The sequence below is a fragment of the Chitinophaga sancti genome (assembly GCF_034424315.1).
Classification (GTDB): Bacteria; Bacteroidota; Bacteroidia; order Chitinophagales; family Chitinophagaceae; genus Chitinophaga; species Chitinophaga sancti.
In genome coordinates, this window is the sequence record NZ_CP139972.1 from 4968367 (window position 1) to 4984779 (window position 16413).

The window sequence follows — 16413 nt, forward strand, 5'->3', positions numbered from 1 at the left end:
TTTAATGAATTAAATTATTAGGAATTGAGTTCGGTTGAAATTGATTGTTGATCAGAATTAAAAAGGTGGTTCCCTTGCTGTCACTATTCGCCAGTATAAGATCTCCACCTAAAGAAACAGCATATAGTTTACTGACATATAAGCCTAATCCCATTCCCCCCAAACCTTCGTCAATAGATTGGAACGGCTCAAATAGGAATGGAATTTTATCAGACGGAATACCCTCTCCATGATCAGAAATTTGGAATAATAAACGGCTTACCCCCAAGGAACTGATTTGAATGGAAATGTCGGTGCCGGGAGGGGCAAATTTTAGGGCATTGTCTATGAGGTTCTTTATAATTTGTCCAAGTTTAATTTCATCTGTTATTATATACTCCGGTACTGTGCGTCGAAAAGTGGTTTTGATTTTTACGGAACGAGTAGCGGTGATTACCTTATACTGTTGCAACTGATCCTTAAACCATTGGCGAATATGAATACGTTTCGATAACATTTTAATGGCTAGTTTACCATCTTGGATATTACTAGTTGCCATCATGTTATTTAAAACATGCAGGACATTAATGCCCATTGAGTTAATATGTGATAGGTAGAAATCGGTGTCTTTCTTGCTATCTTTCTCATTAAGTAGCATTTTACTTGCTGTACAAATACCTGCTATCTGTGTTCGCATTTCATGGGCCAACATACCCATAAAGCGGTGCATTGTTTCTAAATCAGCTGGGGATGTCCTTACCCTATTATTTTGTAATAATATCATAATAGAATTTTGAGAGTTTATGACATAGAAAAGCCCTTATCCCTTTACGGAATGTAGCTACCTTAGATAAGTAATTATGGGAAGTTTGGGTTATAACTCTAAAGAAGAAAACGGTTACAGTTGTTATGTTTAATATTCCTTACTTCTGATCTAAGGAGGTAAACAAAAGGATGGATAAGGAGGTAATAGTAATCGCCTATAAGGAATTAGCTTCCTAAGAACTTTTTGTGGGCATAAGAGAAACGAAGGTGTCATAGCAACTCGCATTTATGATAGAAAAATGCGAGCCCCGGATAGTAAGGTATCCTTTAGGCATATTTAAATGCCAATAGGGTTGGACTTACCCGCCCTTTGCCACCCGGGCTCTGACAAAGCCCACCGCTCGAAAGCGGCCAAAGCACAAATGCGTAAGTAAGCCCAACCCTATTAGATATAGGAATTGGGCGTTTTAAACTTACTCGTGCTTTGTGAACTGTCAGATTCGGGTGCCGAGACTCGTCAAAACGTTTACCTCTTATTATATGAAGAAGTACAAATTTACCATATTAAATATAATTCCCATCATACCCGTTTAAAATAGGTACAAATAAGAAACTTTATTATGCAATTATAGCAATTAAATATACTAAAAACGTAAATAAAATATACATATAGTATATTTTAAACAACAAAATGTAAATAACAACTTGTATATCAGTAGGTTTTGCCATTTTTATAAAGTAAAATTTCCCAAAATGACGAAGCAATCTAAACCTACTAAAGCAACTGATGTGAAAAGAGGAAGGAAAGTAAAGACTATTGAAGGTTTACGAGAAGATATTCAGTCAAAGTGTTTATCTATTAAGTCAATTATGGATAGTGGAAATCTAAAAAAAATGAGAGAATTAGAACCTCTTTTTTCTAAGGCAATGGCAGATGAATTAGGCGTAAATCATGGCCGCTTTTTAGATAAATTACGAAATCCTATAAAGTTTTCACTGAAGGACTTACACCGTTTTGCTTATTATGTAGGGTCAATTCCCGAAAAATTCACAGATCAGGCGAATCACGAAATTAAAACAGATAAAGACTTAGCCTCAAAACTGCATAAGTTCAAAGATATACAAGATATGAAGCAATATAATGCGGAACTGTAAGTCGATTCAAGAAAATGTTTACTTAAAATTTGAACCTTAAACAACCTGCAATACACCAAAATATGATTAATCCCGAAGAAATTTACCAGCTTCTACAAAAAGAACAATGGTCAAACATAATTGATATTCTTCATAAAAATAAAAATGAGATTGCGAACGAACCTTCTTTAATCAATGCGGCACAAACTTTTGAAACAGTGTTTCTTCAAAAAGTGCGAGAATATCCTAAAGATAATAAAGATATAAATGGTGTTCTAGGCCTATTATACGTGCTCCATCACGGTAAGTTCTACAAGTTAACAGAAACTAACTTGAAGAAGCTTACAATTGAACTGGCAGAAAGAAGCCCATTCAAAGAAGCCTATAATTATGCAAAGCAATATCCAGATGAGGAAATTTGTAAAGAGATTATTACGAATTACGAATCCATAGTTAATGAAATAGAGGAAGCAAGAGCAATATCACACTCAAAATCAACAATAAATTGGATAGAAGTTTACAACCGACTTTTTGAGTTAATTAATAATCCAGAAGATGTAGCTACTTACTTTTCTGGACCAAGATTTATTAATGCCGTAAGAGAAATACTGCCCTATCATCCTGATTATTCCCAATATATTCAACTACGGGGGCAGGAAGGTAAAAGTACCAGTAGAAGAATATTTTACTATGATATATTAATGGATATTGACGAACTCACTCGAATAAGAATAGTAGACAAAATCACATCAATAGTAAAACCATTTTTACCAGAAAAAGTACAAGCAATTGACATGATTATGGGCAAGAAGGTAATTGACAACGATGTGATTAGTGCAACAAAAACTGAATCCCAAGCAGATAGCAATCCAGTAGTTTTCATTTCTTACTCTTGGGATGATGAAGCCCATAAAGAATGGGTTTTAAATCTTGCTAACAAACTTACCACGGATGGAGTTAAAGTTATATTGGATAGATATTCCCTAACAGCAGGGAAAAGCGTTCCTTTTTTTATAGAACAATCAATATCTCAAGCGCACAAGATCCTGATTATTTTCACACCCAATTATAAACTGAAGGCAGACAAAAGAGCCGGAGGCGTAGGATATGAATATTCCATTATGAATATAGATTTATATAAAAATCAAACTACAAATGAAAAAATAATACCTGTGCTAAGGACAGGGGAAATGAAGGAAAGTATCCCAGAATTTATGCAACAATTTATTCACTTAGATTTGAGGAAAGACGAAAATTTTCATATTAGTTACAGTGATCTAATCAGGGAAATTTATAATGAGCCCGCCATTATACAGCCAGAAATTGGGAATAAACCCAATTTTAATTAATAGCTGCTCAATAACAGAATATATAGTTTACACCAGCATTGTTAAATCACGCATTCTTTATTTTGAATTTTAATAAACTCATTTTTCTACCTTATCTGAGGTTTATAGTAGAGTAATTAACCAAGGACTATATTAAAATGCCTTTCGTATGTCATCCTCTGAGATTTTGACTGTATAAATTCCATTCCCCAATCATAACTCAGGGAGAAATTGTCGAAACTCTTAAATTAAGGCTATTGATTAAATTACAATGCATTAGACTGTATTTACCACTTGTATTATAATTAGAATATAGTATAACCTTCAAAAAAAAAGAAATGGCAAAAAGAGACCCCGAAAAAACTGCCCGAAATAAAATTATTAATAGTCTTTCTGAAGAATTGAAAATATTACTCCCTGAAGTTTTATTAAAAACGGGATTTGATTCAGAATTTTCTTTACATGGAAAGATTGGAGGAAAGTTTGCTGATTATATTGACATAAAAAACGAAGTTATTTACTCATCTGATCACTTTATCAGCCTTTGGTTACAAGGTTATGAAGAGGACCTAAAAGCAAGAGGAAGTAACAAAGAAAATAGCAGTACTTACGACACCTATTTGCTTTTAAGAAAATATAAAGTTTTTAAAGATTATTTATTCCTTTTTTTAGAAAGGACGTATTTGAGAAATTTTGAAGCACTGTCTAAAAAGAGACCCAAAGTTGAGGAAGCTGAAATTTGGATTGGTCAAACGAATGCTAATTACGGGCTGATGGTGACACCAAGATTTGTAAATGGTCAGTGGGAGAATGACAAAAGTGAAATCAGGCACTTTAAAAAGCCATTTTGGAGTATTGGTCATGTACTAGAGACAGGACTATTAATTCCGAATAAAGATGCTAAAATACCCTTTAGGGATATTCCGGAATATTTAAACTTTTTTCAGAACGTAATTGTAAGAGCTTCTGGTTCGAAGTATGAAATGGAGTTAGCAGAGCATTATTCAAATTATGTTATTAACAGTGAAAGACCCGAAAATGTTCCCCTCCTTATTCCTGAATTTAGATATGAAGGGATTGAAGTGGTTCATAAATATAGACTAGACTTTACAATAATTGAACCAAGTGAATTAAATAAGATTGGCTTTGAATTATCTCCTTGGTCAACACATGGTCATCTCACTAAAACAGCTGGATTAACTCAAAAAGCAATTAACGAAATGGCGAGGAATAATTTTGAAAAAGAGATGAAAAAACATAAGGATTTCTTTAAAAAGCATGGAATCTTCGCCCTTATTTATACTGATATTGATTTAACAGATACGGGAAAAATATTTAGTGATATGAAAAAGTACTTAGAACCGAAAAGTTCAGGAAAACAATTGAAGCTTCATATTATGGAGGATTTTTTTAATAAACCTTTAGAAAGGTAAGGCCGTATGATTATGATTTAAATAGCTATTGTTTTTATATTACATGTTAATTTAAAAACATTATGCAAAATGCATCCTGTTAACCATTGCTAATAACTATTGATTTTCTTTGCATTGGAAGGTTCAGCAAATAATTATTTTAAAAATAAATGTATGTTTAAAAATTCAGAAGGTAAACTTGTTCCAAAAGAAGCCAGCATTTTTCCTCTTATAACTTTTGATCCTAAATCGAAGGTTTTCAATTGTGTTGGAACTGGTTTTTTTATAACTCCTTTTGGTGGTTTTGTAACTGCAAAACATGTATTTTTTAAAAATGACGGAACCCATCGCCCAACACTCTATGGAGTACAAAGCTTGGAAGATGGTACACGTGTAGTCCGTACTCTCAAACATCTAGTAGTACATCCAAATGCAGATATTGCAATTGGCATGTTAGGAGATGCCAAAAATAATGACAGGTTTAATCAAAATCCAGTACCAGCATCTGCCTTTTGTTTATCTTTTCAACCCTTGCAGACTGGAGATGCCATAAGTACTTACGCTTTTCCGAATACACAAAATGAATGGCTAGATGATGATCATCAACAATTTACATTTCAAGGTGTATGGTCTTCAGGAATAGTTGAGGATTTTCATCCAAATGGTATGGGACTCTTGCGAAATGCATGTTATCAAACAACAATGAAAATAGATGGCGGTGCTAGTGGAGGACCAGTTTTGCATAATGCGACGGTGGTCGCTGTTAACTCTACAGGAATGGATTTAGGTGATGTAGCAATTTCTAGTTTAACACCAGTGACATTCTTGAAAGATCTATCGGTACCGTCTGAAAATGGAAATATTCCTATTCCAGACCTTATCGCGGGTGGATATATTACGGTAATATAAAGAGGTTAGTTTCGTAACAAATTAAATCTCGCAAACCTTTCCAAATTATATTTCTTATGGACAACACATACTGCAATTAAGGCAGCGGAACATCATTAGTGTTATTACTTTCTTTCTTTGCCAAATGAGGATACATGTCTTGTATCCTTTTCTTTTTCTCTTCTGTGTCTGCTTTATCCAACAATCTTTGATAAAGGTTAGGCTTTAGGTAATGTGTATCTGTACCCATATAAAAGTAGTCATCGATAAAATCAGCAGATAATTCAAGTAGGGTTTTCATCTCAAATAAACCTACTAAATCAAACAGAATTACAGTGTCATCTTGTGGATTATCGTCATACTTAATAAAATGTTCTTTGAAATCACCAGGAATTTTGTTTACGTGATCAACAAATTTATAAAGTGGATCAAGTACCAATATTTGAAAAAGCGAATCATCATGATTGCTATTAGTCATCACTTCAATAGTTTTCTGATAAATGTAGGATAGTTTATGACTATGTTTAGGCTGAGTTCCTGTTAAGAAAAGATATGCTTTACAAAAGACCTCGATATAAAAAACAAGGTTATGATATATAGCAGGAGATAACGTACTGAGAAGGCCGAACTTATGAGAGTCGATGTCATACACTTTCTCATCTTTAACAACTTCAATCGCTTTTTCAATTAATAATGAAACTACTGTATATTGGTTAAGGCAAGAATTTACGGCTGGATTTTTAGTCGTTTTCTTATTTGCAACTAATCCAACAGTGCTAATCCATACATATCCAAACTGGCTTTCTGATATATGCAATTTACGTATGGCATCATAATAAAAGTATTTGGCTGTAAAGTTTTCATAGTTAACGTCTATTAATTCAAGAATAGAGATAAATAATTCTCTTTCGGAAAATTTGAATTGATCGGCAAATGGCTCCTTTTTAATAATTCGATTAACTATTTCTTCTACATGGGCCTGCTTGGACACCAAAATATATTCTTTCCCATCTTCAGTTATAAACTCCAATTTCATTTATATTGATTTTTACAGAATAAAGTTTTTTAATGCCGTTAGTTTGTTCAATAAGGCAAGAGTATTTATTGGGCAAATGTTACAAAACCGTATCTTGAAGAAAGCTCTTCACTTCCTCCTTGTAGAATAATTTCCAATTGTTTTTGGGAAGACATTATTTTTAACGATTTAAAAATTTCTTCTACCAGATCACCAAGCTTTAATAAGTTTACAGTCGTACAATTCTGTGAATTCCTTGTAATAATGTCACCATTCCATTGATAGCTTGGAAGTTCAATTAAAGGGGTGACTGAATTAGATCGCAATTTAAAATGATGGGTTAATGCTGGAACCCTTCTGTTAATATTATATAAAGCATAATCATGGGCCAAGGCACATCTCAAAGCGTATAGGCAATATATTTCATTATCAGACAAACTAGAAAAATATTTGAGTGCTCTTAAAATATTATTTGTATTTTCTGGAAAATTAATGGATGTCATCGATGGCTTAAAACATTTTCCGACCTGATCAAGTAAAATGAGGTATCCGATTGCACCAAGCCAACATCCATTAACATTATTGTCATAAATTTCTATCTCCCCAGTTTCTATATTTCTTCCTGTAAATTTTCGTGAATCGCGGATTCCTGCAATTAAAGCTGAGAAGTATACTAGGTTGCCTAACGGCAGTATATCTCCTAAATGCGAACTAATAACTTGTTCTGGTGTTAACTTGTTCATTTTTAACAGATTGATTATTTCTTCAATAGTCTTTATTCTCTTATTTCATAAAGGTAACAGCACATCTGCGCAATCTACTTGCGCAGATGTGTAATAATCAAAATAAATTAACAAAAATTATTGTTATCTGGTCTAGGGATCAATATTTGATAATAGTCATCAATCTTCAAATATGAGTTAATATATCTCCTTATAATTAAACTTCGCAAGTAATTTCACTTGTATATGCAGCTATTTTAGATAAATCCTCTACAAACTGGTTCGAAAGTTGTCCCCGGTAGCCCGCAAGTACAATAAAACCCGCGCGTTGCGCGGGTTTTATTATTTTAAGTATTTAATGAGTTTCTAAAATGTTTGGGATCAAGTTGAAAACTTGGGGGATTGGTGTGGTCAAGCATAAATTTTAGATAGTCTAAACAAGAAGAATTCAACATCTCTTACTCCTCTCATCGCATTCCTAAACGCTTTGATCTTCGCATTAAATGATTCTGCCGACGCATTGGTGGCCCGGTTGTTGAAAAAATTGAGGATGCCCAGATAATGGTGCTGGATAGTCCTGGCAAGGGTTTTAAAGGACGGTAGACCGGCATCTTCAACGTCATTGTACCATAATGCCAGCTTTTTAAATGCCTGTTCTTTACTCGTACAATGCCGAAAAACTTCACCTAAACGTAATGATAATTGATACCCTTTATGAATCACAGGATATCTGGTGAACAGCAATTCAGCTCTTTGTCTTTGTTCACGGGTCCAGGCTCCCGGGTGCTTAAATAACAGGTAACGGCTTCGTGCCAGTAATTGTTTAACGCTATCTCCGTTAGGTAAAATCTCCGGTTGATAAGCATGACCTGTCCTTTTAGCCTGGTCCATAGCAACATTCTCTTCTTCTAATGCCTGCCAGCGATGATGAATACGGATCTCCTGCACAGCTTCAAAGGCCAGCTTCTGTACATGGAATCTGTCTATGACGCGATGAGCATTAGGGAAGCATCTTTGAACTGTCGAGTTCATACTCGCTGCCACCGTATCTAATGTCACTTCCTCAACCATCCTGCGTAATCGCTTTGGGATTCTTTTTAACACCTCTGTCAACTGATCTGCCTGCGTTCCTTTGATCATCGCTACGATTGAGCCCTTTCGGCCTTTAGCCTCTTTATTAGTAACGATCGTATAAAGTTCCCCATTCGCAAACGCCGTCTCGTCAATACTTAAAGAACGACCCATATTTTGCTCAAAGAGCATCCATTCGGCAGCGTGTTCTTGCTGCTCCCATGTGGAATAATCGCTGAGATGATGTTTGTATTGTTGCTGTAACTGCTTGCCATCAACCTGGAAGAAATGGCCTAAAACTGTTGGACTAACGGGGCTTTCGTCCAAGTGTTTCTTTTAAAAAAAGACCGAACTCTTTGGTAATACGAGCTCCGTCACTAACTACATCCCAGTCTCTGGTGATGATCTCATTAGTCTGCACATCTTCCCAGAGCCTTCGCTTGATAACCAGCGTTACTTTGTTTTCTCTGATTGGGAAATCCTGCACCCGGACTTCGGGTAAAAAGCCCTTGGAATGGAGTTTTCGATCGCTATATTCTGTAGGTGGTTCAATCTTTTCTTCCAGGTAAATATGAAGACCATTCGGCGATTGAGTCGTTTTAATCAGGTCAAAATATTCTAAAAGCCCCTTAGGGAGAAGAAATTCCATCAACTGTCGATAGTTCTGATCCAAGTCCGTTAATTCTTAATGAGCTGCAAAACAACAAATTTTTACTATTCCCCCCAAGAATTTGACTTGATCCAATGTTTGATTTCAATCTTATAGGCTATTGAAATTTGATATGGTATGAAATCGGAGCTTAAATTTCAAATTAATTATTGGTCAGATTTGGCCATTCCCCAATTATGAGATTAAAGAATTGTAGAAATTTTTTATAGCACCTCCCTGAAAAAGTAATAAAAAAATCACACTGTAGCGAACTTTTCAACACTATACCTTGTATAGTAATGAATAATTTCATCATCCTATCACCTAGGGGAGCTTAACGAAAATATTCAAGCACTTAATTGATTAATTATTATTTGGCTTTAATGTAATGTATCCAATTATTTGATTTATACACTATAATCCCTTATACTACAACAGTTTATATGGAGAATGCAGCACATAATTTATTAAATAAAACTCTAAGTACGGGGTGGAATGTAATTGAACTAATAAAATCTCAACCAGGTAGTACTGGATCATTCTTTTCAGTTTGTTATAAAGTGGAAAAAGAAGGAGAGATATGTTTCCTAAAAGCATTTGATTTTGGTAGTTTTTTCAACGTGTCAAGACAATCCGGAGAGAATAAGGGTATTATTGATATTATGGCAGATATGATAAATGCTTATAAATATGAAAAAGACCTTTCTAATCTTTGTAAAAATAACTATGCTACTAAAGTAGCATTTGTAAAAGACTTCGGAGAAGAAAATGTTACTGGGTATACTATTCCGATAGTACCTTATTTAATATTTGATCTGGCTGACGGTGATGTTAGAAATAAATTGAAATTTACAGACAGATTAGATACTTCATGGAAATTAAAATCATTACATAGCATAGCTGTTGGATTAAGACAGCTACATAATATAGATGTATCACATCAAGACCTCAAACCCTCAAACATTTTAGTTTTCAACGAAGAAAGCAAAATAGGAGATATTGGAAGGTCACTGTCTCTTAATATGAAATCCCCATATGATGAAACCCCATTTAATGGAGATTGGAATTATGCGCCACCAGAATCTCTCTATGGATACTACATTCCTGAATGGAAAAAAAGGGTATTTGCAACGTAAGCATTCGGTCTGGGGCATCTTCCCAATGCAAATTATAGATGCTACATTTGCATCCATACATCAACCATTACTAAGATCTTTGATTATTGCAGACCACAACCTACATAGCCGTTTTTCTTGCTTCAGTTGGTTTCCAATTAGGAGGTAATAAGTGTATTAATTCAGCAGCGGAGCAGTCGTGGAGTCGATTATACACATCGTTTAAGTATTCGAATGGATCAATCCCGTTCAGCTTACAAGTTTCTACTAGAGAGTAAAATAATGCAGCCCTTTCCCCGCCGTGTTCATTACTGGCAAAAAGGGAGTTTTTTCTGAATAATGTAATTGGACGTATCGCATTTTCAGTTGTATTGTTGTCAACGTCTATTCTTCCGTTTAAAAATAATATATTCAGCTTATCCCACTGATTATTTGCATAAGTAATTGCTTTAGCCAATAGGCTATCAGGTACATGTTTATCCTTGTGTTCATCCAACCAGCTACGGATCTTGTCAAAAAAGGGTTTACTATATTTCTGTCGTAATGCCAGTCGTTGGTCAGGAGTAAAATGTTTACGTTTAGCATACGCTTCTATGCGGTATATAATATTAAAATATACAAGGACCTGGTCTGACAGTACTTTATTTTGTCGCTGTGATTTTTTAAATCCTCTGCGGATATGCGCCAGGCAGCTCATCAACGTAACTTTGTTATTTTCTTTAAATGCAGCAGTGTAGGACGATAGCGCATCTGTTTGCAATATGCCTGCAAAATCCTTCAGAATCTCTTTTGGTACATCATTAGCTCTACCAGGGTGAAATTCAAACAGCACAAGCTTGTGTTCCGGTGCATGAAACACCCACATCCATCCATTGGCGGCTTTGCCCTGGCCTTCATCGTGGAGGTACCTCAGCCTTGTCTCGTCTGCTTTAAGGTAATTTGCCGTCTGTATAGTTTTCTTCAGTAGTTTCAACAGACGCTTCAACTTTTTATAACAAACTTCCTCCCAGTGGTCTATTGTTGATGCTGCAAAACTAACACCTGTCAGGCGCTCAAACCGCTGCTGCTGGCGATAGTATGGCATGTAGTAAACAAAACGTTCACTGTGCAGATGGGCAAGCAACCTGTTGCTTACAATCCCACGTTCTATCATCCTGGGCTGGACAGGCGTGCAGTGGATCTTTCCATCTGCTGATTTATATTGAAGGTGATGTTCTTCTTTTCTGATTAGTTTTCCGGGAATAATTTCGTAATAAACAGATACTTTCTTCCCCATGGGCTTCATGCCTGTTTTATCTCCTGCAATATCATAAACAATAGTTTCTGTTTCCAGGTGAGTGGGAATAGGTCTTCTTCCTTTATGTGCTTTGTGACGCTTTTTCCTGCGGCTGGTTTTGGAAGTAGTGCCTGTTTGGGTATCCGTAATGGTCGAAGCTATTGTTTGTTCAATAATAGCTTCGACTTCGGTTTTATCAAATTCTTCTCCCAGAGTCTGCTGAATAGCTGTCTGTGTAGTTGCTGCGTCAGGAATAAATTTTTCACTACGCTGGCCAAATAACATCTCCTGCAGCTCTTTTAATTGCCAGTCTTTACGCTGTGCTTCATCTGTTTTACTGGCAAGAGCGGTCTGCATTTCTGCAATAGTTTCCTCCAGAGATGTAATCCTTCTATCTTTATCAATTCCACGTTCCTGCTCATTAGATAGCCAACGCCTCAGCTGGTCTTTTTCTTCTTTTAGTGCAGTATTCTCTGTTGTGAGCTCCTGAATAATGCGACTGAACACATGTCTTTCCTGGGTGAGAGAATTGGACAAATCTGCTTTCTGCAGTTGCAGCGCATTCACTTGTTCCAGTGCTTCAGGCAATGTGTATATGATCTCAGGTTTCACTCATCGCAAAGGTAATATCGCGAACATTCATACCCAAGCATTTATGATTTATTCTGATAAAATATTTATCAGCTTTTATGATATCTGCCTGATCTTTCATAACGTTTGCGGAATCTCACTTCTACTCCTTCTAATATTAGTAAAAGATCTTTCTTTTCTAAGACCATCATCTTAGTTTCACTATTGTATACAGGTGTACCAAAAGTACCTCTTGACAACCTTTTGTAAAATATGCCAAAGCCATCTCCATCCCAGCCAAGAATCTTAACCTGCGTGCGACGGTGATTGAAAAACGCATACAGGGTACCATACTGAAAAGGGTCTTCCTTCATCTCATTTACAACAATACCAGACAGGCCGTTAAAACTTAAGCGCATATCTGTGTCGCTGTTCCATAATACGAGGCGATAACCAGTTAATGATAACATATTACAACAGGGCTTTTAGATATGAAGGTTCAACGCGCTGATAAAAAACAATACCGCGATATTCTGCAAAGATAGTTCCCGACACTGGCTCTTGTTGGACTGGTGAGAGATCTACATCAATAAACCCCACGGGAGCATTTGATTCTACAAGTTGATTACCATAGCGTTTGCGCCAGTTGTAAAAAGTAGCAGCTGATATCTGAAAGGCAGCGGTAAACTCCTTCACACTTATATTACCTGCCTGAGTGAACTGTTCAAGAGCTGAGATGATCTCTTGTTCACTGAATTGATGACTTGTTACGGAAGATTTTTTTCGTTTCATATTTGCTATTCTTTCGAATGCAAAGTTAGAGTCTAATCAATTGCACTCGAGAATGCTCCGCATCGAATGCTTACTTTGCAACAGACTGCTATTTACTAGGAAGTATGATTGTATTCTATTTTGCAGGAATTAATATGAATGCATTAATTAGGAACAACTTAGAATCAACCAAATCGTGGGATAATTGGCGAGGAACATTTGATGAAGTAAAGGACTATCTAATTGATGCATTTCAAAAAGGAGTACTCGATTTTGAAGCCAGTATTAAAGATGAGTTTTTAAAATCGTCACTTAGCGAAATTGTTAGGTATTTGTGCTTTCCTATTCCTGAAAAACGAGGCCATAAAAAAAATCAGCTTATAAATGGGAACCAATATGAATTAGAAAGATTTATTTCTATGCTCTCATTGCTTCATCTAAAGGCGAGATACAATATAATTCATAATTGAAATGTTAAACGAATTTTCAAATAAAGACAGAAGAGTATTACCAAGCTTTCGTAGCATTAAAAAAACCATTCTACTTGGTGAAACCGAAAGCTTGAGCATTAATAATAGGACTTTTAATAAAAGTAACATAGCCCATTATATTACAGATTTTAATAAATACAGAACATTATCATTTGCTGGAGATTTGATTAGTGCAGCAGTTGTTAATAATATCTCTAATGACCCAAACGTAATTAACGCTGCAGAATATATATTATCTAAACCTAATGAAAGTACGAGCGCCCAAATTAAAACAGCCGGAAGTATACTAAATATTAAATCTAATGGTGTTAGAAATGAAATAAATGGAATTTTGGAATTTATAGAGTCAAATAACCAGTCTGTTATCCATGAAAAAATTAAACAACTAAAGAGTCTAACTAAGCAAATTTTTGGGAATGCATTTGTATATGTTGAATTAGCAAGATTATATTCAATAATTGCTCAAAATGATAAAGCGCTTAAAAGTATATTGATTGCAAAATCACTATCGCCTAATAATAGATATGTTTTACGGTCCTTCGCAAGACTGAATACTCACTTTAATGATATAGATACTGCTCATACAGCATTAAAAAAATCTAACCTAATTTCTCATGACCCATGGATAATAGCATCAGAAATAGCAATATCATCTATTAAAGGAAAAACTTCGGCACACATAAAAAGAGGAATTGAAATATTGAATTCTAAAAAGTATAATTCATTTAGTATTTCCGAATTGGCTTCCTCAATAGGAACAATAGAATTAATTCAAGGCAATCGAAAAAAAAGCAAATCTCATTTTAACCAAGCACTGATTAATCCAAATGAGAATTCTTTAGCTCAAGTAGAATGGGCAAATACAAGGGATAAATTATTTGATTCATTTAATATTAATGATTACAATGTTAAAAGTAACTATGAAGCATTGGCGTTTGATCAGTTAAATAAGAATGAGTTTCGCAATGCACTTAAAAATGCAGAAGCATGGTTTTTGGAAATGCCTTTTGCCAAACGACCTATATCTCTGGGACATTATATCTCATCCATCTACTTAGAAGACTATGAATCTTCTATAAATTTCTGCCTGGCAGGATTGATTGGAAATCCTAATAATGCTATGACAATAAATAATATTTCATACTCTTATGCAATGTTAGGTGATACAGATAGGGCATTTGAATATTTACGTAAGGTTGAAATTAATAATGTTCAAGAAATTGAGACTAAAGTATGTTTAATAGCAACCCATGGATTATCATTATTTAGAAGCGGATTGTATGAGGAGGGACGTCAAAAATATTCTGAAGCAATAGCAGAAGCACAGAAAAATAAATTAGAATCTTATACAAAATTGGCAATAGTTCATTTGATTAATGAAGAAATAAGAATAAAACCGGAATCATTTTCAGAATATTATGAAGCTTTACAAAAAATAAAAGATCCTAGTCAAGGCATCAATTTGCTTATTGAGAGAATTATTGACAGAAATAAGCGGTAGACTATAATAAAATACAATTGTGTCTGTAGGGCGTTCCTATTGTAACTGCTTTTATAGTTTTTCTTCACTAATAAAAGCCTGAATTTTAGATAAATCTTTTGCAAATAGATTCGAAAGATGTCCCCTCCGCCCCGCTAAATAAACCGACCGGTTTAGCAAAAGATTAAAGGCCTCCAGATTTTTCATCTGAAGGCCTTTTTCGTGTTTGGGAATGTTTGAGACCGAAATTGCTGGTCATGTCTTAAATGATTTTGACTGTAACAGTTCGGGGGGGGCGAATCCCTCTTTCTACGCAAAAAGGGACTGATTATCGAAAAGATGATCGGTCCCTTTTTCGTTTTGAGGTGGATTGCCCGATAGGTGGGCAATCCGTGAGAAAATGTAGTTTACCTTTGGGGCTCGAAATGCCTCATTTTGGCGGTCGTAGATGATTCAATCGGGAAATACCAGGGTTTGTAGGTTTTCTTTTGCACCTGTGTTACTGGAACGCCATACCATAGCGAGACTTGAAGAAAGAGCTATGGCTTGGTTTATTACTTCTTCAGGGTTCGAAATACTTCCGGTGCATTTTTCCAATTTGGTGAAAATAAGATTCCGCTCCTTATTATACCGGGAATAAAACTTGTCAAACGTTTCCTACCCTATTTTTTTTAATATATACCTACTTTCCTCCAAGCTGGAGGATCTAAATATCGATCTCTTTCAGTTGGGCGGTAAATATTTTCTGCTGTTCCATGTTTTCCCTTTTTATTTCATAATACTCCTCAATAAGTACCTCTCGAAGGGATTCTATCTGTTTATCATCAAAACAGAATTGACTTAGTAACTGCTCAAACAGTTCGTGCATCCTTTTGGTGCTTTTATTGCATTTACAACCATCCTTTCGGCACTTGTAATACCTCAGTGATTTTGCTTTGACTACATAACCTGTAAATGGCTGGTTGCAGGTATCACATTTAATAAAGATTTTAAGGGGAGCAGCGTCTTGTTCCTTTTTGTGTGGCACTCCGTTAACCCGTGTAATCATACCGCAATAGAACGGCCGTTTAAATATCTTAGTTAACTGCTGCTTGTACATTTTTACTCCCATAGCCTTCAGCCTTGAAATAATTTCCTCATTCTTCATACCCTCAGCCTTCCAGATAAATGAATTCCTGATCTTCTTACCTACCTCGTTCACAACAATTTTACGCTGGTCGTTAATCTTGACTATATCATATCCCTGTGGTGGCTTAGTAACCCAAATACTTAGCAAACAAATTAAAGAGATAGTGGAAGAAATTGATAAATCATAGCTTTTGAGAAAGCAGAACAAGACAATTAACGCTTTTAAACAATTTGGAAACTATTCCCAAAAGCAGCCTGTCAAAGTGGCCGCACAGGCGGCTGTGGATATATCAGGGTATCCAGTAAAGAACAGGCAGACCATAATTTAAGTCTGGATGTTCAGCGTAAATCAATGGAAGAATCTGCCCGTAAGAACAATTTGGGTATCATCGGTTACTTCGGAGGTACTTATGAGAGCGCGAAAACCGATGGTCGTAAAGAATTTAATCGGATGTTGGATTTTATTAAAAACTGCAAGGGGAAAGTGAGCCATATATTAGTTTATACACTTGACCGTTTCTCCTGAACAGGAGGTGCTGCTATTAAATTAGCCGAGGCATTAAGGGAAAATTATGGTGTTACCATATTTGCGTTAACTCAGCCAACGGATACCTCTAAT

Annotated in this window: 17 protein-coding genes; 8 read left to right on the forward strand and 9 right to left on the reverse strand. The window is 35.4% G+C overall.

Annotated elements, in window-relative coordinates:
- Position 1: 1 nt before the first annotated feature.
- Entirely contained in the window at positions 2 to 763 is a 762-nt protein-coding gene (locus tag U0033_RS19195) for a sensor histidine kinase (RefSeq protein WP_072364314.1), read from the reverse strand.
- Positions 764 to 1497: 734 nt separating this feature from the next.
- Here U0033_RS19195 and U0033_RS19200 point away from each other — a divergent pair.
- From U0033_RS19200 to U0033_RS19215, 4 genes are all read left to right on the forward strand, one after another.
- Positions 1498 to 1899, forward strand: coding sequence for a hypothetical protein (locus U0033_RS19200; RefSeq protein ID WP_072364315.1), 402 nt, complete (start codon positions 1498 to 1500; stop codon positions 1897 to 1899).
- 62 nt (positions 1900 to 1961) lie between these two features.
- Positions 1962 to 3227, forward strand: a complete 1266-nt coding sequence (locus U0033_RS19205) for a toll/interleukin-1 receptor domain-containing protein (RefSeq protein ID WP_072364316.1) — start codon at positions 1962 to 1964, stop codon at positions 3225 to 3227.
- Between the two features lie 317 nt (positions 3228 to 3544).
- On the forward strand, positions 3545 to 4639 hold the full coding sequence (locus U0033_RS19210; protein WP_072364317.1) for a topoisomerase: 1095 nt from the start codon (positions 3545 to 3547) through the stop codon (positions 4637 to 4639).
- Positions 4640 to 4792: 153 nt separating this feature from the next.
- The gene (locus U0033_RS19215) at positions 4793 to 5527 is read left to right on the forward strand and encodes a S1 family peptidase (RefSeq protein ID WP_072364318.1); all 735 of its coding nucleotides are present in this window, start codon (positions 4793 to 4795) and stop codon (positions 5525 to 5527) included.
- Between the two features lie 76 nt (positions 5528 to 5603).
- Here U0033_RS19215 and U0033_RS19220 read toward each other — a convergent pair whose 3' ends face one another.
- The 4 genes from U0033_RS19220 to U0033_RS19235 form a co-directional block, all read right to left on the reverse strand.
- Positions 5604 to 6542, reverse strand: coding sequence for a hypothetical protein (locus U0033_RS19220; RefSeq protein WP_072364319.1), 939 nt, complete (start codon positions 6540 to 6542; stop codon positions 5604 to 5606).
- Between the two features lie 65 nt (positions 6543 to 6607).
- Positions 6608 to 7264 carry a hypothetical protein gene (locus U0033_RS19225; protein ID WP_072364320.1) on the reverse strand — a complete coding sequence of 219 codons (657 nt, stop codon included), beginning with the start codon at positions 7262 to 7264 and terminating at the stop codon, positions 6608 to 6610.
- A gap of 390 nt (positions 7265 to 7654) precedes the next feature.
- On the reverse strand, positions 7655 to 8641 hold the full coding sequence (locus tag U0033_RS19230; RefSeq protein ID WP_322518456.1) for an ISAon1 family transposase: 987 nt from the start codon (positions 8639 to 8641) through the stop codon (positions 7655 to 7657).
- The gene (locus U0033_RS19235) at positions 8622 to 8987 is read right to left on the reverse strand and encodes an ISAon1 family transposase N-terminal region protein (RefSeq protein WP_322518455.1); all 366 of its coding nucleotides are present in this window, start codon (positions 8985 to 8987) and stop codon (positions 8622 to 8624) included. The genes U0033_RS19230 and U0033_RS19235 overlap by 20 nt, the downstream gene beginning before the upstream one ends.
- Positions 8988 to 9406: 419 nt before the next feature.
- Between U0033_RS19235 and U0033_RS19240 the strand changes: the two genes are divergently transcribed.
- Positions 9407 to 10099: a protein kinase domain-containing protein gene (locus tag U0033_RS19240; protein WP_072366830.1), complete on the forward strand. Its 693-nt coding sequence runs from the start codon at positions 9407 to 9409 to the stop codon at positions 10097 to 10099.
- A 100-nt stretch (positions 10100 to 10199) separates the two neighbouring features.
- Here U0033_RS19240 and tnpC read toward each other — a convergent pair whose 3' ends face one another.
- The 3 genes from tnpC to tnpA form a co-directional block, all read right to left on the reverse strand.
- Complete coding sequence (gene tnpC / locus U0033_RS19245) at positions 10200 to 11966, reverse strand: IS66 family transposase (protein WP_322518454.1); 1767 nt, start codon at positions 11964 to 11966, stop codon at positions 10200 to 10202.
- 68 nt (positions 11967 to 12034) lie between these two features.
- Positions 12035 to 12394 (reverse strand): IS66 family insertion sequence element accessory protein TnpB, encoded by a 360-nt coding sequence (gene tnpB, locus U0033_RS19250; RefSeq protein ID WP_072365183.1) that lies wholly within the window; start codon positions 12392 to 12394, stop codon positions 12035 to 12037.
- 1 nt (position 12395) lies between these two features.
- Positions 12396 to 12716, reverse strand: coding sequence for an IS66 family insertion sequence element accessory protein TnpA (gene tnpA, locus U0033_RS19255; RefSeq protein ID WP_072365181.1), 321 nt, complete (start codon positions 12714 to 12716; stop codon positions 12396 to 12398).
- Positions 12717 to 12820: 104 nt separating this feature from the next.
- On the opposite strand from tnpA, the gene U0033_RS19260 reads away from it, so the two are divergent.
- Positions 12821 to 13165 carry a hypothetical protein gene (locus tag U0033_RS19260; RefSeq protein WP_072365180.1) on the forward strand — a complete coding sequence of 115 codons (345 nt, stop codon included), beginning with the start codon at positions 12821 to 12823 and terminating at the stop codon, positions 13163 to 13165.
- Between the two features lies 1 nt (position 13166).
- Positions 13167 to 14687 (forward strand): tetratricopeptide repeat protein, encoded by a 1521-nt coding sequence (locus U0033_RS19265; protein WP_072365178.1) that lies wholly within the window; start codon positions 13167 to 13169, stop codon positions 14685 to 14687.
- A gap of 685 nt (positions 14688 to 15372) precedes the next feature.
- On the opposite strand, the gene U0033_RS19270 is transcribed toward U0033_RS19265, so the two are convergent.
- The gene (locus U0033_RS19270) at positions 15373 to 15942 is read right to left on the reverse strand and encodes a hypothetical protein (RefSeq protein ID WP_072365177.1); all 570 of its coding nucleotides are present in this window, start codon (positions 15940 to 15942) and stop codon (positions 15373 to 15375) included.
- A gap of 183 nt (positions 15943 to 16125) precedes the next feature.
- Here U0033_RS19270 and U0033_RS33465 point away from each other — a divergent pair, with 183 nt between their 5' ends.
- Complete coding sequence (locus U0033_RS33465) at positions 16126 to 16320, forward strand: recombinase family protein (protein WP_407654249.1); 195 nt, start codon at positions 16126 to 16128, stop codon at positions 16318 to 16320.
- The last annotated feature ends 93 nt before the right edge of the window (positions 16321 to 16413 follow it).